Source organism: Paracoccus sediminilitoris, from assembly GCF_003259195.1.
Taxonomy (GTDB): domain Bacteria; phylum Pseudomonadota; class Alphaproteobacteria; order Rhodobacterales; family Rhodobacteraceae; genus Paracoccus; species Paracoccus sediminilitoris.
This window is the reverse complement of sequence record NZ_QJPK01000028.1, coordinates 1-20,827: the sequence shown is the minus strand read 5'-3', so window position 1 is coordinate 20,827 and position 20,827 is coordinate 1. Positions and strand designations below refer to the sequence as shown.

Below are 20,827 nucleotides of genomic sequence, written 5' to 3'. Positions count from 1 at the left end.
CGATGCTCAGCCGCACCGCCGCCAACCTGTTCTGGATGGGTCGCCACCTGGAACGCGCCGAAACCGCCGCACGCCTCTTGGACGTGGGTCAGCGCATCACGCTGTTGCCCAATACCGATGCGGGTTATCAGAACGAATGGCGATCGCTTTTGCAGGCCTCGGGAACATCGGACATGTTCACTGCGAAATACGACGAGTTCAGCCAAGAAAACATCGAGGAATTCATCTTCTTCGACCGCGACAACCCCTCTTCGGTCGTCAACTGCATCGAGAGGGCGCGCGAGGCGGGCCGCATCGTCCGCACCGCTCTGACCAGCCAGGTCTGGGACGCGTTGAACGTTACCTATCAGGAATTGCGCAAGATCGAGAACACCCCCCGTCACCGGCTGGACACGGCATCGCTGACGGATTTCACCACGGGCCATACCTCGACCGTGCGGGGCGCCATCAACGCGACCCAGCTGCGCAACGACGGCTGGCATTTCATGAACCTGGGCTATGGCCTGGAACGCGCCGATGCCACCGCCCGCCTGCTGGACGTCAAGTATTTCGTCCTGCTGCCTCGGATCGAATTCGTGGGATCGGGGCTGGACACCTATCAATGGCAGGTGATCCTGCGGTCGCTGTCGGCGCATCGCGCCTATCACTGGGCCTATGGCGGTGACATCACGGCGGGACAGGTGGCCGATTTCCTGATCCTGAACGGCGAAAGCCCGCGTTCGCTGATCACCTCGCTCTATGAGGTCGTCTGGCACCTGGAAGGGCTGGCGCGGCGCTATGGCGATGCCGTCAGCACCGATGCCCGCGACAAGGGCCGCGAGGTTCTGGAACAGCTGCAAAGCCGCGACATCGACATGATCTTCGACGAGGGTCTGCACGAATTCCTCAGCTGGTTCATCCGCGAATTGGGGACAATCTCGAACCTGGTGCACCAGGATTACCTGCTGGGGGGCGCTTGAGGCCATGAAACTGCGCATATCGCATGAAACGACCTATCGCTATGGCCAGCCGATCCGCAATTTGGTCCAGAGCCTGCGCCTGACGCCGTCGATCTTCGAAGGGCAGAAGGTCCATGAATGGCAGATCGACGTGACGGGCGGCATCCGCGGCCCGGGCTTTCGCGACGGGGCGGGCGACTGGATCGAGGGCTGGACCGTGCGCGGCCCCGTCGATCAGGTCACCATCCGCATCGACGGGCGCATCGACACCCGCGACATGGCCGGCGTCCTGCGCGGCCACCGCGAGATGATCCACCCGATGGCCTATCTGACCAAAACGGCGGCGACGAAACCCGATGCCAGCCTGCGCGACTTGGCGGCCGGGGTTCAGGGCAGCACCGCCGACAGCCTGGATCTGGCGCACCGCCTGTCCACGCAGGTCAGCGACAGCATCGCCTTCAGGCCCGGCGTCACCGGCCACGCCACCACCGCCGCCGAGGCCTTGGCCTTGGGCGAGGGCGTCTGCCAGGATCACACTCATGCGCTGCTGGCACTCGCGCGCATCCGCGACCTGCCCGCGCGCTATGTCTCGGGCTATCTGCAATCGACCGTCGACGGCAAGGCCAATGACGCCGCCCATGCCTGGGCCGAAATCCATGTCCAGGGGCTGGGCTGGGTCGGCTTTGATGCGGCGAACAAATGCTGCCCCGACGAACGCTATGTCCGGCTGGGCTCGGGGCTCGATGCCTCGGACGCGGCCCCGATCCGCGGTGTGGCTATGGGCAGCGGCTCCGAGGAACTGGCCGTCGCCGTCCGGGTCGAGGAATTGGCCCAGTAACAGGGCGCGATGATGCCAAGGGGCGGACCGGTCATTCCGGCCCGCCCCTGTTCCGTTGCGGGGGCCCTACAGCGTGATCCGATACTCAACAAAGCCGTCCTCGGCCTCGCCCGCGGCGGCAATGTCCAGCGTGGTCACGTCCCCGACATAGGCGGCAGCGCCCGGCCCGGTCTGGAAGATCACCGTGGCCCCGTCCAGCGGTGCAAAGGACCAGTTCCCGTCAGCCTGCGGGTCGATGGTCCCCTTGTCGACGATATAGCGCACAATGATGTCACGGTTGGTATCGGGGCCTTCGAAGACGACGGTCGACCCGTCCGCCCCCGGAAACGCCCCCCCACCCGAGGCGCGGTAGTTGTTCGTCGCCACGATGAATTCGGCCGCCATGTCCAGCGGCTTGCCCTGCCAGGTCAGATCGACGATCCGGTTCGCCCCGGCATCCGCCACTGCGCCTTCGCTGTCGAACCGCGCGGGCTGGGACAGGTCGATCCGATAGCTGACCCCGTCGATCACGTCGAAATTATAGCTGGGGAAATCCGGGTTGATCAGTTCCTGATCCGCCTCTCCGGGCGTGATCCGGTTGAAGGCCCCGGCGCTGCGCTCCAGCCAATCCTTGACCTGCTGGCCGGTGATCCGGACGGCCCGGATGGTATTGGGATACAGATAGAGATCCGCGACGTTCTTGATGGCGATATCGCCCGCCGGCACGTCGGTATAGTAATCCGCGCCCCCACGTCCGCCCGCCTTGAAGGGTGCCGCCGCCGACAGGATGGGCAGGCCTTCATGCGCGGTCCCCGCCATCATCTGTTCGATATACCAGCTTTGGGCATTCGACACGATCTGCACCGACGGATCATCCGCCACCATCGCGAAATAGCTGTAGAGCGGCGCGCTGGTCTGGCCCACGGGTCGGCGGACATAGTCCAGCGTCGCTTGGTGTTCGGCCCGGGTGACCTTTTCGATGGCGGGCACGCTTTCGACCAGGGGCGTCACGTTGCGATCCGCGTCACGCTCATAGATGGGGCGTGCCTCGGATTGGTGGCTGGCAACGATCCACCGATCGCCTTGGCGTTCCATCATCAGGTCGATCAATCCCATATGCGACCCCCAGAAGCCCCCCATCACGGCGGGTTTGCCATTGATCGTGCCGGCGGCCACGTCGACCTCTTCGACGCCTTCGAAGTCGGGCCCCGGAAAGACCAGGTGCTGGTGGCCGGTCAGAACGACGTCGATGCCCTGAACCCCGGCCAGCGGCACCGAGGCGTTCTCCATCCCCTGAACCGCCTCCGCATCGCCGATGCCCGAATGGGACAAGGCGACGACCAGTTCGGCCCCCTGTTCCAGCAGCTTGGGAACCCAGGCCTCGGCCGCCTCGACGATGTCGCGGGTGGTGACGTTGCCCTCCAGATGCGCGCGGTCCCATTGCATGATCTGGGGCGGGACGAAGCCGATGACGCCGATGCGGATCGGATGCGACGCCCCCGCCCCGTCGGTCAGCTGATGGTCGATGATCGCATAGGGCGGCACCAGCGTCTGGTCCAGATCGGGCGTGGCCCCGCGTTCGGTCACCACGTTGGCGCAGACCACAGGATAGCCTGCCCCCGCCAGTGTGGTCTTCAGGAAATGCAGGCCATAATTGAATTCATGGTTCCCCAGCGTGCCTGCCGCGACGCCGACCTCGTTCAGGGCCGACACGATCGGGTGCATCTGCCCCTCGGCCATGCCGCGTTCATAGGCGATGTAATCGCCCATCGGGTTGCCCTGCAGGAAATCGCCATTGTCGAACAGGATGGCATTCGTCGCCTCGGCCCTGATTGCCTGCACCAGCGCCGCGGTGCGGGCCAGCCCCAGCGTATCGACCGGCTTGTCGGCGTAGTAGTCATAGGGCCAGACATGCACATGCAGGTCGGTCGTTTCCATGATGCGCAGATGCGCCTGCCCCGCCTCGGCGCGGGCCGAGAAGGGGTGCAGCACCACGACCGCCAACCCGGCGGCGCTGGATGTCAGGAAACCGCGGCGGGTCAGGGCAAGGGATTTGGACATGGCGAAGGCTCCGGGATGATGATGCCGGAAAGTTGCACGAACTGCAGGCGAATTGCCAAGACTTCTCTGCGCGACTCCTATCCATTCGGAAGCATTGCCTCGCCCGCGGCAGACCCCTAGTCTGCTTTGCGGAATACGAAGGGAAAGACCGCCGATGACCTATTGCGTCGGACTGAAACTGGATGCCGGGCTGGTGCTGTTGTCGGATACGCGCACCAATGCGGGGCTGGACAACATATCCTGCTATCGCAAGATGTTCTTCTTCGAAAACCCCGGCGAACGCATCATCACCATCATGACCGCCGGGTCGCTGTCGGTCACCCAGACCACCATCGCCCGCCTGGAGGAGGCGATCGAGGACGACCTGGCCGATGAGACGACATCGATCCTGAAGGCGCCGACGATGCTGCGCGTGGCCACGATCATCGGCGACACCCTGTCGCGCACGCGCCGCGAAATCGCTGACCAGTGCCGCGACCTGAAACAGCAGGCATCGGCCAGCATGATCGTCGCGGGCCAGCGGCAGGGCGGCGACATGCGCATGTTCCTGATCTATCCCGAAGGCAACTTCATCGAGGCGACCGAGGACACCCCCTTCCTGCAGATCGGCGAACACAAATACGGCAAGCCGATCCTGGACCGGGTGGTGACGCCCGACACGAACCTGCAAGACGCCCAGAAGGCGGTGCTGCTGTCGATGGATTCGACGCTTCGATCCAATCTGTCGGTGGGCATGCCGCTGGACCTGGCCGTGATAGAGCGGGATCATTGCGGCATCACCCTGCGCCGCCGCATCCAGGACGGGGATGCCGATTTCATGCAGATGAGCGCCGCCTGGTCCGCCGCCCTGCGCGACAGCTTCGTCAATATCACCATCTGAAATCCCCCGGGGCGACCGGTCCCGCATGTTAGCGCAACCCCGCACCCGTTGCGCGTTGATGCAGCCAAACCGGCGCGTTAAGCATGCGGGACACAGTCCCCGGGGAACGATTTCATGACCGACAAGACCACCCGCAGCACACGGATCACCCCCGAGGAGGCGCTGGCCTATCACATGGAGCCGCGGCCGGGGAAATACGATATTGTGGCCTCCACCCCCATGACGACGCAGCGCGACCTGTCGCTGGCCTATTCGCCGGGCGTCGCGGTTCCCGTGCAGGCCATCGCGGACCGGCCGGAAACGGCATATGATTATACCACCAAGGGCAACATGGTGGCGGTCATTTCCAACGGGACGGCGATCTTGGGCATGGGCAATCTGGGCGCGCTGGCCTCCAAGCCCGTGATGGAGGGCAAGGCGGTGCTGTTCAAGCGCTTCGCCGATGTGAACGCCATCGACCTGGAGCTGGACACCGAGGACGCGGACGAATTCATCAATGCCGTCAAGCTGATGGGCCCGACCTTCGGGGGCATCAACCTGGAGGACATCAAGGCGCCGGAATGCTTCATCATCGAACAGCGCCTGAAGGAGCTGATGGACATTCCGGTCTTTCACGACGACCAGCACGGCACGGCGGTGATCTGCGCCGCCGGCCTGCTGAACGCGCTGGAGCTGTCGGGCAAGAAGATCGAGGATGTGCGCATCGTCCTGAACGGCGCGGGGGCCGCTGGCATCGCCTGCCTTGAACTGTTGAAGTCGATGGGCGCGCGGAACGACAACTGTATCATGTGCGACACCAAGGGGGTCATCTATCAGGGCCGCACCGAGGGCATGAACCAGTGGAAATCGGCCCATGCGGTCGCAACCACCGCCCGCACGCTGGAGGAGGCGATGAAAGGCGCCGACGTCTTCCTGGGCGTCAGCGCCAAGGGTGCCGTGACCCAGGACATGGTCGTCAGTATGGCCGACAACCCGGTGATCTTCGCCATGGCGAATCCCGACCCCGAGATCACCCCCGAAGACGCTCATGCCGTCCGCCCCGACGCCATCGTGGCCACCGGCCGCAGCGATTATCCAAACCAGGTCAACAACGTCCTGGGCTTTCCCTACCTGTTCCGCGGCGCGCTGGACATCCACGCCCGCGCCATCAACGACGAGATGAAAATCGCCTGCGCCGAGGCCTTGGCGAAACTGGCGCGCGAGGATGTCCCCGACGAGGTCGCCGTCGCCTATGGCCGCAAGCTGCAGTTCGGGCGTGACTACATCATTCCGACGCCCTTCGATCCGCGCCTGATCCATGTGATTCCGCCCGCCGTGGCCCGCGCCGGGATGGAAACCGGCGTCGCCCGCCGCCCGATCATCGACATGGACGGCTATGTCCAGACGTTGAAGAACCGGATGGACCCGACGGCATCGATCCTGCAGGGCATCCATGCCCGCGCCCGATCCAAGCAGGCCCGGATGATCTTTGCCGAGGGCGATGATCCCCGCGTGCTGCGCGCCGCCGTGGCATGGCAACGCGGTGGCATGGGCCAATCGCTGGTCGTAGGCCGCGAAGCCGAGGTCAAGGCCGAGCTGGAGGCCCTCGGCATGGGTGACGCCTTCCGCGAGATCAGCGTGGTGAATGCCGGTAACACCCGCCATTTGGAAAGCTATCACGAATTCCTGTACCAGCGCCTGCAACGCAAAGGCGTCGACCGAGAGGACGCCTACAAGCTGGCCAACCGCGACCGCCACATCTTTGCCGCCCTGATGCTGGCGCATGGCCATGGCGACGGGCTGGTGACCGGGGCCACGCGCAAGAACGCGCCGGTGCTGGCGCAGATCGGCCATGTCTTCGACGTGCGCCCGCAGGATGGGGCGGTGGGCATCACCGCCGTGCTGCACCGGGGCCGGATCGTGCTGATCGGGGACACGCTGGTCCATGAATGGCCCGAGGCCGAGGATCTGGCCGATATCGCCACCCGCGGTGCATCCGTCGCGCGCGGCTTGGGGCTGGACCCGCGCGTGGCCTTCCTGTCGTTCTCGAACTTCGGCTATCCGGTCAGCGAACGCGCCATCAAGATGGCCGAGGCCGCCAAGGTGCTGGACCGCCGGGGCGCCGATTTCGAATACGAGGGCGAGATGACCGTGGACGTGGCGCTGAACATGGACGCCGCCGCGCGCTATCCGTTCAGCCGCCTGACCGCGCCCGCGAACGTGCTGGTGGTGCCCGCGCGGCATTCGGCATCGATCTCGGTCAAGCTGCTGCAGGAAATGGCGGGGGCGACGGTAATCGGGCCGATCCTGACGGGCGTGCCCAAGCCGATCCAGATCTGTTCCACCAATTCGACCGTCAGCGACATCCTGAACATGGCGGCCATCGCGGCGGGGGGCGTCGGCGCGGCAGGCTGAGGGCGCCCCTCAGCCGTTCCGGTCGAACTGTCGCTGGCGTTCGCGAAAGCGTTCGCGATCGGCGTCGGTATATTCATCGACGCAGCGATGACAGCAGGCGCCCTCTTCGTATTCGGGGCGCTGGCGGTCCTCGGGGGACAGGGGGCGGCGGCAGGCGTGGCACAATTGATGCCGGCCCTGCTGCAACCCGTGCCCCAGGCTGACGCGTTGGTCGAAGACGAAGCATTCGCCTTGCCACAGGCTGTCGTCCTGCGGGACCTCTTCCAGGTATTTCAGGATGCCGCCCTTCAGGTGGAAGACATCCGTGACACCCTGCGCCATCAGGAAATTGGTCGATTTCTCGCAGCGGATGCCGCCGGTGCAGAACATCGCGATCCGCTTGTTGTGGAAGCGATGGGCGTTTTCCTCCCACCAGGCGGGAAAATCGCGAAAGCTGGTCGTGCCGGGATCGACCGCGCCCTGGAAGGTGCCGATCTGAACCTCGTAATCGTTACGGGTGTCGATGACGGCGACATCAGGGGCGCTGATAAGCGCGTTCCAGTCCCGCGCCTCGACATAGCTGCCGACCGCGGCGGTGGGGTCCACGTCGGGCTGGCCCATGGTCACGATTTCCGCCTTCAGGCGGACCTTCATGCGGGCGAAGGGCGGGGTCGCCGCAGAGCTTTCCTTCCAGTCCAGCGTCGAAAATCCGGACCAGGCGCGAATATGCGCCAGCACGGCGTCGATGCCCGCGCGGGGACCGGCAATGGTGCCGTTGATGCCTTCGGGGGCCAAAAGCAGGGTGCCGCAAAGGCCCTGCGCCCGACACAGGTCCAGCAGCGGGGCCTGCCGGACCGCGGGGTCGGGCAGCCGGGCGAAATGATAAAGGGCGGCAACGGTCAGCATGCGCGTGATTTAGACAGCGCCGGTGTCCGGGGCAAGGGTCACCGTCGCATCGGACGTCGCATCGGGGCTTGACCATGGCTGCCCGGCCCCGGCTTACTGGACGCCCCGGGAATGGCACAGGTGGACCATGGCAAACGCGCTGATCGTGATCGACATGCAGAACGATTTCTGCCCCGGCGGCAGCCTGGCGGTGCCGCATGGCGACCAGATCATTGACCCGATCAACCGCCTGATGGAGGATTTCGACGCCGTCATCCTGACCCAGGACTGGCACCCCGCCGATCATGCCAGTTTCGCTGACAACCATGACGGCGCCGCACCCTTCAGCGTGACGCAGATGCCCTATGGCCCGCAGGTGCTGTGGCCGCGCCATTGCGTCATCGGCACGCCGGGCGCTGCTTTTCACCGCGATCTGGCGGTCAAGCGGGCGGATATGGTGCTGCGCAAGGGCTTTCGCGCCGGGATCGACAGCTATTCCGCCTTTTACGAGAACGACCATGCGACGCCGACCGGCCTGGCGGGCTATCTGCGCGAACGCGGCATCACGCAACTGTCGCTGGTGGGGCTTGCCCATGATTTCTGCGTCGCCTGGAGCGCGATCGACGCCGCCAGGCTGGGCTTTGCGACGCAGGTGATCGAAGATGCCTGCCGGGCCATCGACATGGATGGCAGCCTGGCCGCGGCCCGCAAGGCCATGCGCGATGCCGGCGTCACGCTGGCCTGACGCGACTTGACGTGGGCTTGCGCCCCGATGCCGGAACGGGCACGAAAGGCGAAATGCCATAAGGAATGCGGTCATGGTCGATATCGCCACGCGCGTCTATAACCACAAGTGGAAGATCGACCCCATCGTGCGGTCCCTGATCGACACCGATTTCTACAAGCTGCTGATGTGCCAGTCGGTGTTTCGCAACCATCCCGACACCACCGTCACCTTCAGCCTGATCAACCGCAGCAAATCGGTGCGCTTGGCCGACATCATCGACGAGGGAGAACTGCGCGAACAGCTTGACCATGTGCGCGACCTGTCCCTGACAAGGGGCGAGAGCACATGGCTGCGCGGCAACACCTTTTATGGCAAGCGCCAGATGTTCCGCCCCGATTTCATGGAATTCCTGGAGGGGCTGCGCCTGCCCGCTTATCACCTGCGCAAGCATGACGGGCAGTATGAACTCACCTTCGAGGGCAAGTGGCCCGAGGTGATGCTGTGGGAAATTCCCGCCCTGTCGATCCTGATGGAACTGCGGTCCCGCGCCGTTCTGAAGGATATGGGCCGGTTCGAGCTGCAGGTGCTTTATGCCCGCGCCATGACGCGCCTGTGGGAAAAGATCGAGGCCCTGCGCCAGCTGGACGATCTGCGCATCGCCGATTTCGGGACCCGCCGCCGCCACAGCTTCCTGTGGCAGGACTGGGCCGTGCAGGCCATGATCGAAGGGTTGGGCGACCGGTTCACCGGCACCTCGAACTGCCTGATCGCCATGCATCGCGACATCGAGGCGATCGGCACGAACGCGCATGAACTGCCCATGGTCTATGCCGCACTGGCCGAAACCGACGCGGCGCTGAAGCAGGCCCCCTATGACGTGCTGGCCGACTGGCACGAGGAACACGAGGGCAACCTGCGGATGATCCTGCCCGACACCTATGGCAGCGCGGGCTTTTTGAACGACGCACCCGACTGGCTGGCGGGCTGGACCGGCATCCGCATCGACAGCGGCGATCCCGCGACGGGCGCGGAAACCGCCATCCAGTGGTGGAAGGACCGGGGCGAAGACCCGCGCCAGAAGCTGATCATCTTTTCCGACGGGCTGGATCAGGACCGGATCGTGGCGCTGCACAGGCAGTTCCACGGGCGGGTCAAGGTCAGCTTCGGCTGGGGCACGCTGCTGACCAACGATTTCCGCGGGCTGGTGCCGGGCGATGGGCTGGCGCCGTTCAGCCTGGTCTGCAAGGCGGTCGCGGCGAATGGCAGGCCCACGGTCAAGCTGTCGGACAACCCCGCCAAGGCCACCGGACCCGCGGCCGAGATCGAACGCTACAAGCGGGTCTTCGGCGTCGGCGCCCAGGAAAGCCAGGCCGTCACGGTCTAGGGCCCGTCAGACGCCGGTCGCGCGCAGGACCAGCGCACAGGCCAGCGCGCCCAAACCCGCCGTGATCGGCAGGGTGATCAGCCATGCGGCCGTGATCGTCACGACATGGCTGCGCCGGACCAGCATGCGCCGGCGGGATTCCTCGGCAGGCATGGCGTCGTGACGGGTGTCGCGGCGACGGTCCAGCCATTCGCGTGCAAACCCCACGCCAAAGATCCCACCAACCGCCACATGGGTCGTCGATACCGGCAAGCCAAAGCCCGATGCCCCCAGCACCGTGACCGCCGTCGCCAGCGACACGCAGAAGGCACGCCCGGCATTCAGCTTGGTGATGCCGCTGCCGACCATGGTGACCAGCCGCCGCCCGAACAGCAGGGTGCCCGCGGCGATGGCCAGTCCACCCCCGATCAAGATGGCGGCAGGCACGACCCCGATCTGGCCGCTGACCGCATGGCCCTGCAGGATGACCGACAAAGGCCCGGCGATATTGCCGACATCGTTCGCCCCGTGGGCAAAGCCCATGATGACCACCGCGATCAGCAAGGCGGGGCGCAGCAGGCGCTTGGTGCTGGGCTTCTTGGGGTGGTCGCGCAATTCGCGCAGGACGCCGCGATGGGTGATGCCATAGCCCGCTGCCCCGGCCAAGGCGGCGGCGGCCGGTTGCAGCAGCACCAGTTGCGACCCGTCGAAGGTCAGGACGCAGACATAGACGGCAAAGGCGGCGCACATCGTCGCCACCATTCCGGGCAGCCACCGCAGGGCCGCCGCCCCCCGGTCAGGCGCATCCACCACATTGGCCCGCAAGAAGACCAGCAGCAGGGCCGCAAGCCCACCCGCCACCAAGGGCGTCGCCACCCAGACCGAGGCGATCATCAGCACGGTCGTCCAGGCCACTGACGACACCCCAAGGGCCACCGCGCCCGCCCCCGTGATCCCGCCCACGATGGAATGCGAGGTGCTGACCGGCAGGCCAATCCCTGTCGCCAGCGTGATCCAGGACGCCGCCCCGATCAGCGCCGCGACCATGACCATCGGCCCGCGGATCCCCTGGTTCAGTGGGGCAAGGTCGATGATGCCCCCCGCCAGCCTGTCCGACACGGCGCCGCCTGCCAGAAAGGCACCCAGCAGCCCCGCCACCGCCACCAGCACCAGCCCCGGCAGCAGCGGAACTGCCCCCGCCCCGACCGCCGGCCCAAGCGAGTTCGCAACATCGTTCGACCCGATCGCCACACCCAGCCAAGCGGCCACGATCAGGCCCGCCCCCGTCGCCAGAACCCCCGGCGCGGCCCCCGACAGCGCCAGGAAGACCAGAAGCCCGCCCACCAGCGCCAGCACGCTCAGCCCCAGGCGCCAGACGGGGCGAAAGGCGTGCAGCTGGGCGACCTCGGCATGGGTGATGCGGCCAAGATCCTTGTCCAGGGTGCGAAAGCTGGGGCGTGGGCTCATGCGGGGGTCCGGGCCTCAGATCTGGAAATCATGGTGGGCCAGGGCGCTCAGCATCGTCTTCAATTCCGGTTCGACGACCATGTTGGCGGCGTCGGCGGGGGCGAACCAGCGGCGCTTGCGTTCGCTGGCCTCGGGGAAATCGTCGTGCAGCTTGTGGACCGACAGCAGGAAGACCCGCACCTCGACCGGGACGGCAAAGCCGCGATCCTGGCCCTTGTCATAGGTGAAGCGCCCCATTTCCTGCGCGGCGATCTCGCCGCGAACGCCGGCCTCTTCCCAGGCTTCCTGGGCGGCGGCACCGGGCAGGCTGCGCCCGGCCATCGGCCAGCCCTTTGGAATGACCCAACGCCCCGTGTCGCGGCTGGTGATCAGCAACACCTTGCGCGCGACCGGATCGCAGCAGACCGCACCCACCTGCATCGACACCGGCCTGCGCCCCAGCAGCATGTCCATCGCACCGCGAAACCAGCTCATTCTGCGTCATCCACCTTGCCGCGCATCGCCTTGACGCCCGACCGTACGGTCTTGGCCTTCAGGCGGCGGCGCTGGCTGCCCAGGGTGGGGCGGGTCGCGATGCGCCGCTTGGGGGCGGTCAGGGCTTGGCGAATCAGTTCGGCCAGCCGTTCACGCGCCAGTTCGCGGTTGCGCGCCTGGCTGCGGGTTTCCTGCGCCAGAATCAGCAGCGCGCCCTCCGAGGTCCATCGCCGTCCGGCCAGCCGTTGCAGGCGGCGCTTGACGGGGTCGGACAGGTTGGGCGACCGCGCGGCCTCGAACCGCAATTCGACCGCGGTTTCGACCTTGTTCACGTTCTGCCCGCCCGGGCCTTGCGACCGGGTGAACTGTTCGGAAAGTTCCCATTCCTCGATGGAGATGTTGTCGGTGACATAGAGCATGACCACAGGATATGGCGCGTTACCGACACAGTTAAAGCGCAAACCGGTTAATTTGCGGTAAATATGGACACTAATCGGTCAGCAGGCGGCTTGCAGTCTGCTCGGGCCAATGCGCGAAGGGCAAAACGGCCCCATCGGCGCGGCTTTGACGCACGCGCGACAGGTCGACCTCGGCAATGACCCATCCCGGTTCGTCCATCGCGCCTTCCGCGATGATGCCGGTTTCGGGCCAGAACCCGTCCGGCGGACCATAGATCGCCGCCTGCCCCCGGTTTTCGTCCAGCGCGGGCATCCAGTCGCAGGCACCCACCGTCGGGGCTTGGACCACCACGCATTGGCTTTCCAGCGCCCGCGCCATCGCCCCGATGCGCACCCGGTGGAACCCCGCCACCGTATCGGTGCAGCTGGGCACCAGCAGCAGTTCCGCGCCGGCTTCGGCCAGGATGCGCCCCAGCAGGGGAAATTCGCTGTCATAGCAGATCAGGATGCCGATCCGCCCCAGCGCCGTGTCAAAGATCCGCAAGCCCGGACCGCCGGTCACGTCCCAATCCTCCCGCTCGAATCGGGTCATGATCTGCTTGTCCTGATGGCCGATGACGCCGCCGGGACCATAAAGCACGGCGCGGTTCACCGGGCGCGCGCCGTCGAAAACCGGACCGGACGCCGCCAGGATATGACAGCCATGTTCCGCCGCCAGCGCCGCATGCAGATCGCGCATGGCATCGGCATGACGCGCGACCTGATGCAGGCTGGCCTCCAGATCGCCCGCCACATCGCGCCCGCCCAGCGAAGCCAACTCCATCGCCGCATATTCCGGAAAGACCAGCAGATCGGCCCCCTTCGCATCGACGACCCAGCGGCTGATCTTGGAGCGGTAGGCGTCGAAATCGTCGAACCAGTCGATGGGATAGGCGGCAGCGGCGATCTTCACAGGGCTTTCATCCAGAATTGCAGCGGCTTGTCGGTTTCCTCGGGCCGACCGATATCCTTCCAGGCAAAGCGCGCGATCACCCCCGGCAGCGGAGCATAGCCGCGCTTGCGCCAGAACGGGTCCAGCGGCCGGTAATCGGCGGGGCGCGCGGGGTGGTCGCCCGGGCGGATCACGCTGCAAAAGGCGCTGAAGCGGTGACCCAAGGCACGCGCATGATCTTCGCGCGCGTCAAAGAAGGCGTGACCGATGCCCTGCCCGCGATATTCGGGCAAGAGCGCCGATTCGGCACAATAGAAGATGTCGGACAGATCCTCGGGGCGATCCTGAAAGGCGGCGGCGAAATCGGCGGCGTGGTCGACCATCGGCGCGCCCGTGGCCGCGCCCACGATTCGGTCGCCGTCCAGGGCCGCCACCACGACCGCGCCGGGCGACAAATAGGCCTGCAGGTAATCGCGCTCGTAATCCTCGTCCCCGTCGTAGAGATAGGGCCAGTCGCGAAAGACCGTCATCCGCAACCGCGCCACGTCGTCCAGCGCATCGGCCAGCGCCTGTCCCGTCAGGACGCGGGTCGCGACGCTCATCCGCCGACCTGCCGCATCCAGTCGGCCAGGTTGTAATAGGTGGTGACGCGGGCAATCTTGCCGTCGCGGATGGTGAAGAAGGCCCCTGCGGGCAGGCGATAGGTCTGGCCATCGGCGGGGGGCAGGCCTTCGTCCGTCTTCAGATAGGTGCCGTTCACCACGAATTCGGCGGCCGCACGATCGCCATTGGCCATGACGACCATGTCGGTCAGATTTTCACGATAGCATTCGGTCATGTGGGCGTTGAATGCCGCGAACAGGTCGCGCCCCTTGCGGATCTGTCCCTCGTTAACGTGATGTTCCACGTCATCATGCAGCAGATCCAGCATGCGGTCGGTCTGACCGGCGTTGAAGGCATCGTAATAGGTCTGGATCAGGGTGACGGCGTCCATGGATGTCCTCTTGGCTGTTCTCAGGGAACTTAACGCCCTGTCGATGCGTCGTCACCTGCTTCCAAGGTTGCAGGTGGGCATTTCATCCCCTCGCCATCCCGGCGACTTGAATTTAAGCCTGAACCTGTTAGCGCTGATAGCTAAGATACCATCGGAGGACCCGGAATGACCGGAAAAGATCAGCTAGGCAGGCGCGAGATCACCTGCTTCAAGGCATATGACGTGCGCGGCGAACTGGGCAAGAACCTCGACCCCGATGTCGCCTATCGCATCGGTCGCGCCTTTGCGCAGGCGCGCGCGGCCAAGCGCGTCGTCGTGGGCCGCGACAGCCGCGAATCCTCGCCCGAACTGGCCAAGGCCCTGATCGAAGGGCTGACCGATGGCGGCGCCGACGTGTTGGACCTGGGTCTGGCCGGCACCGAGGAGGTGTATTTCCACACCGGCAACCAGGATACCGATGGCGGGATCGAGGTCACGGCCTCGCACAACCCGATCAACTACAACGGCATGAAGATCGTGGGCCGCGGCTCGGCGCCGCTTGATCCCGCAACCGAACTGCCGCCCATCGTCGATCTGGCGACCAGTGGCGATTTCGCCCCCGCCACCAAGGGCAGCGTCACCGATTTCAGCGATGCCCGCGCCGAATACGCATCGCGCATGGTCGATTTCGTCGATATCGACGCGCTGCGCCCGATGAAGATCCTGGTCAACGCGGGCAATGGCACCGCGGGCCCGACCTTCGACGCCATCGCCGCCGAGCTGGAACGCCGTGGCGCGCCGCTGACCTTCGTGCGCATGCACCACGACGTGGACAGCAGCTTCCCGAACGGCATCCCGAACCCGCTGCTGGACGAGAACCAGCCCCCCACCGTCGAACGCATGATCGCCGAAAAGGCCGATCTGGGCGTGGCATGGGACGGCGACTTCGACCGCTGCTTCTTCTTCGACGAAAACGGCCGCTTCATCCCCGGCGAATATATCGTCGGCCTTCTGGGCGCGGCCTTCCTGGAAAAATCGCCGGGCGAGAAGATCGTGCATGACCCCCGCGTCATCATGAACACCCGCGCCATGATCGAGGAAGCCGGGGGCGAGGCCGTGGTCAGCAAGACCGGTCACGCCTTCATCAAGCGCAAGATGCGCGACGTCAGCGCCATCTATGGCGGCGAGATGTCGGCCCACCATTACTTCCGCGACTTCTATTACTGCGACAGCGGCATGATCCCGTGGTTGCTGATGATCGAACTGCTGTCGCGCAAGGGCAAGACCCTGGCCGAGATGCTGGAAGAGCGGATGAGCCTCTATCCCTCCTCGGGTGAGACGAACTATCATATCGAGGACCCGGATGCGGCCATCGCCCGCCTGATCGAGACCTATGAGCCCAAGGCCGACAGCCGTGACGATCTGGACGGCGTGTCGCTGAACTTCGGCAAGTGGCGCTTCAACCTGCGCAAGTCGAACACCGAGCCGGTGGTGCGTCTGAACGTCGAGGCCGACGGCGATGCAGCCCTGGTCCGCGAAAAGCAGGCCGAGCTGGCTGCCCTGCTGAAAGCCTGATCCCGAAGGGGGCCGCATCAACCCGATGCGGCCCCTTTTCCATTACGCCGGGTCTTCGAACCCGAAGGCGATGTAGTCGCGCAGATAGGCCGCCCGCGCCGCTTCGATCAGCGGCTTGCGCAGCAGGAATTCCGGCATGGCATCGATCTGCAGGTGACGCAGCTTGGCATTGCCAATCCCCGCCGCCCCTGCCAGAAGTTCCATGTCCTGCGCCAGCCGATCCTCGCGGATCAGCATGTCGGGCGTGGCAAAGCGCGCAAAGCCCGAGATCACCTCGGACTGGCTGGCCCATGCGGCATAGGTCGGCAGTGTCGTCTGGCCGTTCAGGTTGCGGCGCAGAAAGTTCAGGAAGGGCTTGAACAGGTCCAGCTGCTGATCCTGCGACAGCCCGGACAGATCGCCATCATCGGGCAGCGGCACGCGCTGGACATCGCGCAGCAGCTGGCGCAGTTCGGGTGGCCCTTCGCTCAGCACCTGCTGGAAGGCACGCCACGCCCGATGCAGCGGATGGCGCAGCACGGTAAAGCTGCGGTGGCCGGGATGCTTGCGCTTCCATTGCCGCAGGCTGGATTGGGTGAAATCCTGCCCCAGATCGCCCAGCTTGCCCATCCAGTCGCGCACCTGCGGGCCCGGCCCACCGCGCACCGGCATGTAGAGCAGACCCTGCCCCGCCTCGACGGCGGTGAAACTGGGGACGGAAGGCCCGCGGCGCGGTTCGAAATTCGGGATGCGGCGCAGGATGAAGGGGTCGACCTGCTGCAGGTCCTGCTGCATCTGGTCGAAGTTCTTCACCTTTTCGGCCAGTTCGCGCGGGTTCTGCGGGACCTGGTCGCGAGCCGGTTCCAGTCGGGCCACGTCGCTTCGTCCCAGCCAATGCGCCAGCCCGGTCATCACGTCGGCATCGCGCAGATCCTCGTATCCCAGCCAGAACCCCGTCTGCCCCGACACCTGCAGGCGGTGCAGCACCCGCGCCTGGAACCGTTCGACCGCGTCCAGCATCTGGCGGAATTCGGGGCCGTCATAGGTGATGGACGCGGGAATGGGGGTCTCGGTCTCGTTCAGCTTCCACTGGTTGGTTTCCCATGCCAGCCGGGTCGAAACATAGCTGTCCAGCGGGTTGCGTGTCAGGATGATCTTGGCGCAGCTGGCGTCGTTCATGATGGCATCGAAGACACGCGGATCGTGATCGTGGAAATAGCGGAAGCCCGACATGTGGCCGGGCTTGTCGATCAGCCGGTTCAGCAGGACCAACGGGTCGGCCTCGCGCTCGGCGCGGGTGACGCCCTCCAGTTCGTCCTTGTCGGGCCAGCCTATCATGTAGGGGTTGAAGGCCTCACCGAAGCAGGTGACGCCGCGCAGCCCGTTCAGGGTCGCCTCCAGCAGGTTCGAGCCGGTCCGCATCTCGGCAAAGATCACGAAGCTGCGAAATGGTTCGGTCATTCGGCGGCCGTCCTTTCAGACAGGGATGGATCGACAAGCGGCAGGCCGTCGCCCGACAGGCGCGGCTTCAGCCCGGAATTGCGCAGCCTGCGCAGCAATTCGGACAACCCGTCCAGATTGCGCATCCGCGGCATGCTGTCCAGCAGGTCCGGCGTCACGGGCATCTGCTGCAGCGCCTGCATGATGATCCCCTGCGGACGTGCCAGAAAATCGTTCAGCTCGTGGACCTGGACCCGCGCCTTGACCCAGACCGAATTCAGCACCTCGAGATGCCGGGTCTCGGCGCGCTGCAGGATGGCGGTGACGCGGCGGATGTCGTCGAAAGGCATGTCCGATTCCAGCAGCGGCAGCATCCAGGCACCGGTGACGACATGGATATGGGCATTGGGATCGGTGGCCATGAACCAGTTCAGCGCCTGGTTGTCGCGCGGGCTGGTCTGGAAGACCTGCATGCGCGACGTGATGCGGATCAGCGCCGTCAGAAACCCCTGCGGATCGCGGTCGCGGATCAGCGGGTTGGACGAGATCGCCCCCGGCCCGATCCGCGGACGGCCCGCGAATTCCACCATTTCCGGGGAAAAGAGATGGCCGTGGATGTCGGCGTCGATGATGCCCGCCAACCATGCCTCGAATTCGGGAAAGATGTCGGTGAAGCCCTGGAAGACCGCATAGGGCGCCGAGGTCTTGCCGTTTTCGCTGTCCTTGCGGGGATAACGGCTCTGCATATAGAGGCCCGGCCGGCCTTGGGTGCGACGGCGCACGGTGCGGCTGATCATCCGTTCAAAACGCTGCGGCTGCGGGGGGCGCAGCTCGGGACCGGCCGTCCGCGCGACGGGAAACTGTTCCAGCAGCAGGGACGCCCCCGGCCAGATCTTGCGCGCCACGAAGCAATGCGATTCTTCCAGCATGCGCGCGTGATCGTCGTAAAGCTGATAGGGACGCCCGTCCTGGTCGAACTTGGCAAGGGTCAGGCTGTGGCTTTCGATGCGCATGGCATGGCGGCGGGCCAGCGTCTGGAAATAGCTTTCGTCGGGTATCCAGACCAGCCGGAAGTAACGGTCGAATTCCGCGCGGCGCGGATCGCCCAAAATCGCGCGCAGGGTCGAGGCCGTCAGGCACCACCATTGCGACCCCAGATAGGGGACGATACCCTTGGGTAGGCTGCGCCTGATCTTCAGGCGGCGCTGCCAGTCCACCAGCCGATCGAACAGCCAGCGTTGCCGCCGCCAGTCCAGCGGATAATAGAGAGTGAAGCGTTCCTCGTTCAGGCCGCCCACCGTCCAGCCCACGTCATTGGCGCTGGCGCTTTCGATGTGATCGCGTGCGGGGTCCAGCGCCAGATAGCCACACAGTTCGGCCACGGGACGCAGGGGCAGGCAAGACCCCGAGGCCAGATAGACATGGGTCAGATCGGGATGCTGCTCCAGCAGCAGCTGCGCGGCATCCTGCGTAGCCTCGATCAGCGAAAAGCGTCCCCAGTCGCAGGACACGCGCCGGGAATAGATGATCCCCGGCAGATCCTGCAGCGTCTCCTTCATGCTGGCGACCGCCTTGGCCGGGGCCTTGGCGTCGATATGGATGGCGACCCGGGCGCCGCCTTCGACCCAGATGCGCGCCATATGGGCTGCGACCTGCAACTGGGCGTGACACAGCAAGACAACCCCCAGGCGGATGTCGGCGGCCCCCGTCATGCCCAGTTCCCGCGCGATATCAGGCCAAGATCCTCAAGCTGGCGCCAGTCGGTGTATTCGCGCGATTCGCTGCACCACAGGTTGGTGCCCTTGGACAGCCCGGCGTGATAGGCCTTGTATTCCTTGCTGTTGGCATAATGCTGACGACGGTCCAGCTCCTCGGCGGATTTTTCGGCGAAGGTCGACAGGAACTTGGCATGCAGCAGGCAACCCGATGCCTGTTCGCCGCCATCCTCATCATAGACTCGGTTAAGGAATTTCGGCAGCAGAAGGTGGGTCGAGCTGACATAGGCATAGCGCCACGACCATTTGACCAGCGGCGTCTTGTTCAGCGCGGGCCCCGAGATCGGGTCCGATGAAAAGAAGTTCCGCGTCCGTGGTCCACCCTGGATCCAAAGATTGCCGTAATACCAGTTCTTGGTGATCGTGTAATTCGCCGGGTCAAACCATTTGGCGATGGAAAAGGGATCGGCACCCTCCTCATAGGGCTCGTCCTCGATATTGCCGCGCGGATACATGTCCAGCAGCATCGCCGGAAAGGACCGCCGCCCCGATGCGTCCAGCCAGTCGGTCAACGCCCGCAAAGGGCGCGAGTCGCAATGCGGATAGATCAGGAATTCGTCGGGATCGACTGTCAGGCACCAATGCCCGTCACCGTATTTCATCAGCAGCCGGTTGATCCAGTCCATCCCGAAGCGCGACCGCTTGTAGCTGGCATTGGTCCACCACAGCGACACGTCGGGCTGTTCGGCCAAGTAGTTGCCGCTGCCGTCCTGGCTGTTGTTGTTGACGAACAGGAAGTGCTTCACCCCAAGGTTGCGGTAATAATCCAGGAAGAAAGGCAGGCGGACGCGTTCGTTGCGCATGGTGACAAAGGCCAGGACGTCACCCTTGCGGATCTGGCCGGTGCGGTTGACAATCGTCTTTAGCGCGCGGCGACGATTGAAGGCCCGAGCGATCATGTACTGACGTTCGATCCGCCGACGCAGCCGATCCGAGATGGGCAGTTTAGAGATACGCATCGCCACCGCCGACCGAATTTCGTGAGTTCCGCAACCAAGTCATGATACCAAGCAATGTGCTGCATGCATCCGATTGGCAAGGTTTTTTCAGGTTTCGCGATCGTCCGGCCAGCCACCTGTACCCATCAGGCCCAACTGCACCAGTTGACGCCAACCCGTCAGGCGCAGAGAATTCGCATCGCGCAGGACCGGCCCCCGCGCCACCGCGCGATGATAATCGGCATAGGCCTCGGGGCGGACGAAATGCTGGCGGCGGGTCAGTTCCTCGGTGGATTTTTCGACGATGCCGGGCAGGAACTTGCCATGCAGAAGAACCCCCGACAGCCGCCTGTCACCCGGCCCGTCGTAAAGGTCGTTCAACCTTGGCGGCAGTAGCGAATGGGTCGAATTCATATAAACCTGCCGCCAACTCCAACGCATCAGGGGCAGCTTGTTCAAGGTCGGGGACCGCACCGGATCGTCGGCAAAGAAGGCTCTTTCGCGCACCCCGCCCTGCACCCACAAGTTGCGTCGCGGCATCATGCGCCGTGCGCGATAGGGACCGGCGTCGAACCAGGGCAGCCGCTGCGCCAGGGGGGAACCCTCGGGGGCATCCGCGCTGCCCACGGGCCCGTCCGGATAAAGATCCAGCATCAGCGCCCCCATTCCGGCGATGCCCTGCGCCTGAAGATGCGCGACCAGCCGCGGCAGGGGACGGGTGTCGTGATGGGGATAGATCAGCAATTCGTCGGCATCGACCGTGACGCACCAATGGCCGTGGCCATGCCGCATCAGCAGCGCGTTCGTCCAGTCCAACCCAAAGCGCGCCGCCC

The 20,827-nt window shown here is 65.1% G+C and carries 19 protein-coding genes; 7 read left to right on the top strand and 12 right to left on the bottom strand.

Features of this window, described 5'->3' with window-relative positions; genetic code table 11:
* Positions 1–2: 2 nt before the first annotated feature.
* The gene (locus DKT70_RS15525) at positions 3–959 is read left to right on the top strand and encodes an alpha-E domain-containing protein (RefSeq protein WP_111559993.1); all 957 of its coding nucleotides are present in this window, start codon (positions 3–5) and stop codon (positions 957–959) included.
* Between the two features lie 4 nt (positions 960–963).
* Positions 964–1,776, top strand: a complete 813-nt coding sequence (locus tag DKT70_RS15520; RefSeq protein ID WP_111559992.1) for a transglutaminase family protein — start codon at positions 964–966, stop codon at positions 1,774–1,776.
* A gap of 66 nt (positions 1,777–1,842) precedes the next feature.
* Here the strand turns inward: DKT70_RS15520 and DKT70_RS15515 are convergent, their stop codons facing one another.
* Positions 1,843–3,816, bottom strand: a complete 1,974-nt coding sequence (locus DKT70_RS15515) for a bifunctional 2',3'-cyclic-nucleotide 2'-phosphodiesterase/3'-nucleotidase (protein ID WP_111559991.1) — start codon at positions 3,814–3,816, stop codon at positions 1,843–1,845.
* 154 nt (positions 3,817–3,970) lie between these two features.
* Here DKT70_RS15515 and DKT70_RS15510 point away from each other — a divergent pair, with 154 nt between their 5' ends.
* Both DKT70_RS15510 and DKT70_RS15505 read left to right on the top strand, forming a co-directional pair.
* Positions 3,971–4,696, top strand: a complete 726-nt coding sequence (locus tag DKT70_RS15510) for an Ntn hydrolase family protein (protein WP_111559990.1) — start codon at positions 3,971–3,973, stop codon at positions 4,694–4,696.
* 114 nt (positions 4,697–4,810) lie between these two features.
* Positions 4,811–7,090 carry an NADP-dependent malic enzyme gene (locus DKT70_RS15505; RefSeq protein ID WP_111559989.1) on the top strand — a complete coding sequence of 760 codons (2,280 nt, stop codon included), beginning with the start codon at positions 4,811–4,813 and terminating at the stop codon, positions 7,088–7,090.
* Positions 7,091–7,099: 9 nt separating this feature from the next.
* Here DKT70_RS15505 and trhO read toward each other — a convergent pair whose 3' ends face one another.
* Positions 7,100–7,975 (bottom strand): oxygen-dependent tRNA uridine(34) hydroxylase TrhO, encoded by an 876-nt coding sequence (gene trhO / locus DKT70_RS15500; RefSeq protein WP_111559988.1) that lies wholly within the window; start codon positions 7,973–7,975, stop codon positions 7,100–7,102.
* Between the two features lie 127 nt (positions 7,976–8,102).
* On the opposite strand from trhO, the gene pncA reads away from it, so the two are divergent.
* Positions 8,103–8,699 carry a bifunctional nicotinamidase/pyrazinamidase gene (gene pncA / locus DKT70_RS15495; protein WP_111559987.1) on the top strand — a complete coding sequence of 199 codons (597 nt, stop codon included), beginning with the start codon at positions 8,103–8,105 and terminating at the stop codon, positions 8,697–8,699.
* A 73-nt stretch (positions 8,700–8,772) separates the two neighbouring features.
* A complete protein-coding gene (gene pncB, locus DKT70_RS15490) occupies positions 8,773–10,065 on the top strand; it encodes a nicotinate phosphoribosyltransferase (RefSeq protein WP_111559986.1) in 1,293 nt (430 codons plus the stop codon).
* A gap of 6 nt (positions 10,066–10,071) precedes the next feature.
* Here the strand turns inward: pncB and DKT70_RS15485 are convergent, their stop codons facing one another.
* The 6 genes from DKT70_RS15485 to DKT70_RS15460 all read right to left on the bottom strand — a co-directional run bounded on the left by DKT70_RS15485 (position 10,072) and on the right by DKT70_RS15460 (position 14,308).
* Positions 10,072–11,511 carry an inorganic phosphate transporter gene (locus DKT70_RS15485; protein ID WP_111559985.1) on the bottom strand — a complete coding sequence of 480 codons (1,440 nt, stop codon included), beginning with the start codon at positions 11,509–11,511 and terminating at the stop codon, positions 10,072–10,074.
* 15 nt (positions 11,512–11,526) lie between these two features.
* On the bottom strand, positions 11,527–11,985 hold the full coding sequence (locus tag DKT70_RS15480) for an NUDIX hydrolase (protein ID WP_233490614.1): 459 nt from the start codon (positions 11,983–11,985) through the stop codon (positions 11,527–11,529).
* Positions 11,982–12,404 (bottom strand): alternative ribosome rescue aminoacyl-tRNA hydrolase ArfB, encoded by a 423-nt coding sequence (gene arfB / locus DKT70_RS15475; RefSeq protein ID WP_111559984.1) that lies wholly within the window; start codon positions 12,402–12,404, stop codon positions 11,982–11,984. Before arfB ends, DKT70_RS15480 begins: the two co-directional genes overlap by 4 nt.
* Positions 12,405–12,474: 70 nt before the next feature.
* Entirely contained in the window at positions 12,475–13,335 is an 861-nt protein-coding gene (locus DKT70_RS15470) for a carbon-nitrogen hydrolase family protein (protein ID WP_111559983.1), read from the bottom strand.
* Positions 13,332–13,916, bottom strand: a complete 585-nt coding sequence (locus DKT70_RS15465) for a GNAT family N-acetyltransferase (RefSeq protein ID WP_111559982.1) — start codon at positions 13,914–13,916, stop codon at positions 13,332–13,334. Before DKT70_RS15465 ends, DKT70_RS15470 begins: the two co-directional genes overlap by 4 nt.
* Positions 13,913–14,308 carry a ketosteroid isomerase-related protein gene (locus DKT70_RS15460; RefSeq protein WP_111559981.1) on the bottom strand — a complete coding sequence of 132 codons (396 nt, stop codon included), beginning with the start codon at positions 14,306–14,308 and terminating at the stop codon, positions 13,913–13,915. Before DKT70_RS15460 ends, DKT70_RS15465 begins: the two co-directional genes overlap by 4 nt.
* 165 nt (positions 14,309–14,473) lie before the next feature.
* Between DKT70_RS15460 and DKT70_RS15455 the strand changes: the two genes are divergently transcribed.
* Entirely contained in the window at positions 14,474–15,862 is a 1,389-nt protein-coding gene (locus DKT70_RS15455) for a phosphohexomutase domain-containing protein (protein WP_111559980.1), read from the top strand.
* A 42-nt stretch (positions 15,863–15,904) separates the two neighbouring features.
* Here DKT70_RS15455 and DKT70_RS15450 read toward each other — a convergent pair whose 3' ends face one another.
* The 4 genes from DKT70_RS15450 to DKT70_RS15435 form a co-directional block, all read right to left on the bottom strand.
* The gene (locus tag DKT70_RS15450; protein ID WP_111559979.1) at positions 15,905–17,302 is read right to left on the bottom strand and encodes a hypothetical protein; all 1,398 of its coding nucleotides are present in this window, start codon (positions 17,300–17,302) and stop codon (positions 15,905–15,907) included.
* Positions 17,299–18,993: a DUF5927 domain-containing protein gene (locus tag DKT70_RS15445; protein ID WP_111559978.1), complete on the bottom strand. Its 1,695-nt coding sequence runs from the start codon at positions 18,991–18,993 to the stop codon at positions 17,299–17,301. The genes DKT70_RS15450 and DKT70_RS15445 overlap by 4 nt, the downstream gene beginning before the upstream one ends.
* Positions 18,990–20,015, bottom strand: a complete 1,026-nt coding sequence (locus tag DKT70_RS15440) for a glycosyltransferase family 2 protein (RefSeq protein WP_111560019.1) — start codon at positions 20,013–20,015, stop codon at positions 18,990–18,992. The genes DKT70_RS15445 and DKT70_RS15440 overlap by 4 nt, the downstream gene beginning before the upstream one ends.
* Positions 20,016–20,102: 87 nt before the next feature.
* On the bottom strand, positions 20,103–20,827 hold a 725-nt coding region (locus tag DKT70_RS15435; RefSeq protein WP_111559977.1), incomplete at its 5' end, for a glycosyltransferase family 2 protein.

What these genes read in the sequence shown, in the direction of transcription:
- DKT70_RS15525 (WP_111559993.1), top strand. Translation starts at nt 3, where the DNA reads ATGCTCAGCCGCACCGCCGCCAACCTGTTCTGGATGGGTCGCCACCTG.
- DKT70_RS15520 (WP_111559992.1), top strand. Translation starts at nt 964, where the DNA reads ATGAAACTGCGCATATCGCATGAAACGACCTATCGCTATGGCCAGCCG.
- DKT70_RS15515 (WP_111559991.1), bottom strand. Translation starts at nt 3,816, where the DNA reads ATGTCCAAATCCCTTGCCCTGACCCGCCGCGGTTTCCTGACATCCAGC.
- DKT70_RS15510 (WP_111559990.1), top strand. Translation starts at nt 3,971, where the DNA reads ATGACCTATTGCGTCGGACTGAAACTGGATGCCGGGCTGGTGCTGTTG.
- DKT70_RS15505 (WP_111559989.1), top strand. Translation starts at nt 4,811, where the DNA reads ATGACCGACAAGACCACCCGCAGCACACGGATCACCCCCGAGGAGGCG.
- trhO (WP_111559988.1), bottom strand. Translation starts at nt 7,975, where the DNA reads ATGCTGACCGTTGCCGCCCTTTATCATTTCGCCCGGCTGCCCGACCCC.
- pncA (WP_111559987.1), top strand. Translation starts at nt 8,103, where the DNA reads ATGGCAAACGCGCTGATCGTGATCGACATGCAGAACGATTTCTGCCCC.
- pncB (WP_111559986.1), top strand. Translation starts at nt 8,773, where the DNA reads ATGGTCGATATCGCCACGCGCGTCTATAACCACAAGTGGAAGATCGAC.
- DKT70_RS15485 (WP_111559985.1), bottom strand. Translation starts at nt 11,511, where the DNA reads ATGAGCCCACGCCCCAGCTTTCGCACCCTGGACAAGGATCTTGGCCGC.
- DKT70_RS15480 (WP_233490614.1), bottom strand. Translation starts at nt 11,985, where the DNA reads ATGAGCTGGTTTCGCGGTGCGATGGACATGCTGCTGGGGCGCAGGCCG.
- arfB (WP_111559984.1), bottom strand. Translation starts at nt 12,404, where the DNA reads ATGCTCTATGTCACCGACAACATCTCCATCGAGGAATGGGAACTTTCC.
- DKT70_RS15465 (WP_111559982.1), bottom strand. Translation starts at nt 13,916, where the DNA reads ATGAGCGTCGCGACCCGCGTCCTGACGGGACAGGCGCTGGCCGATGCG.
- DKT70_RS15460 (WP_111559981.1), bottom strand. Translation starts at nt 14,308, where the DNA reads ATGGACGCCGTCACCCTGATCCAGACCTATTACGATGCCTTCAACGCC.
- DKT70_RS15455 (WP_111559980.1), top strand. Translation starts at nt 14,474, where the DNA reads ATGACCGGAAAAGATCAGCTAGGCAGGCGCGAGATCACCTGCTTCAAG.
- DKT70_RS15450 (WP_111559979.1), bottom strand. Translation starts at nt 17,302, where the DNA reads ATGACCGAACCATTTCGCAGCTTCGTGATCTTTGCCGAGATGCGGACC.
- DKT70_RS15445 (WP_111559978.1), bottom strand. Translation starts at nt 18,993, where the DNA reads ATGACGGGGGCCGCCGACATCCGCCTGGGGGTTGTCTTGCTGTGTCAC.
- DKT70_RS15440 (WP_111560019.1), bottom strand. Translation starts at nt 20,015, where the DNA reads ATGCGTATCTCTAAACTGCCCATCTCGGATCGGCTGCGTCGGCGGATC.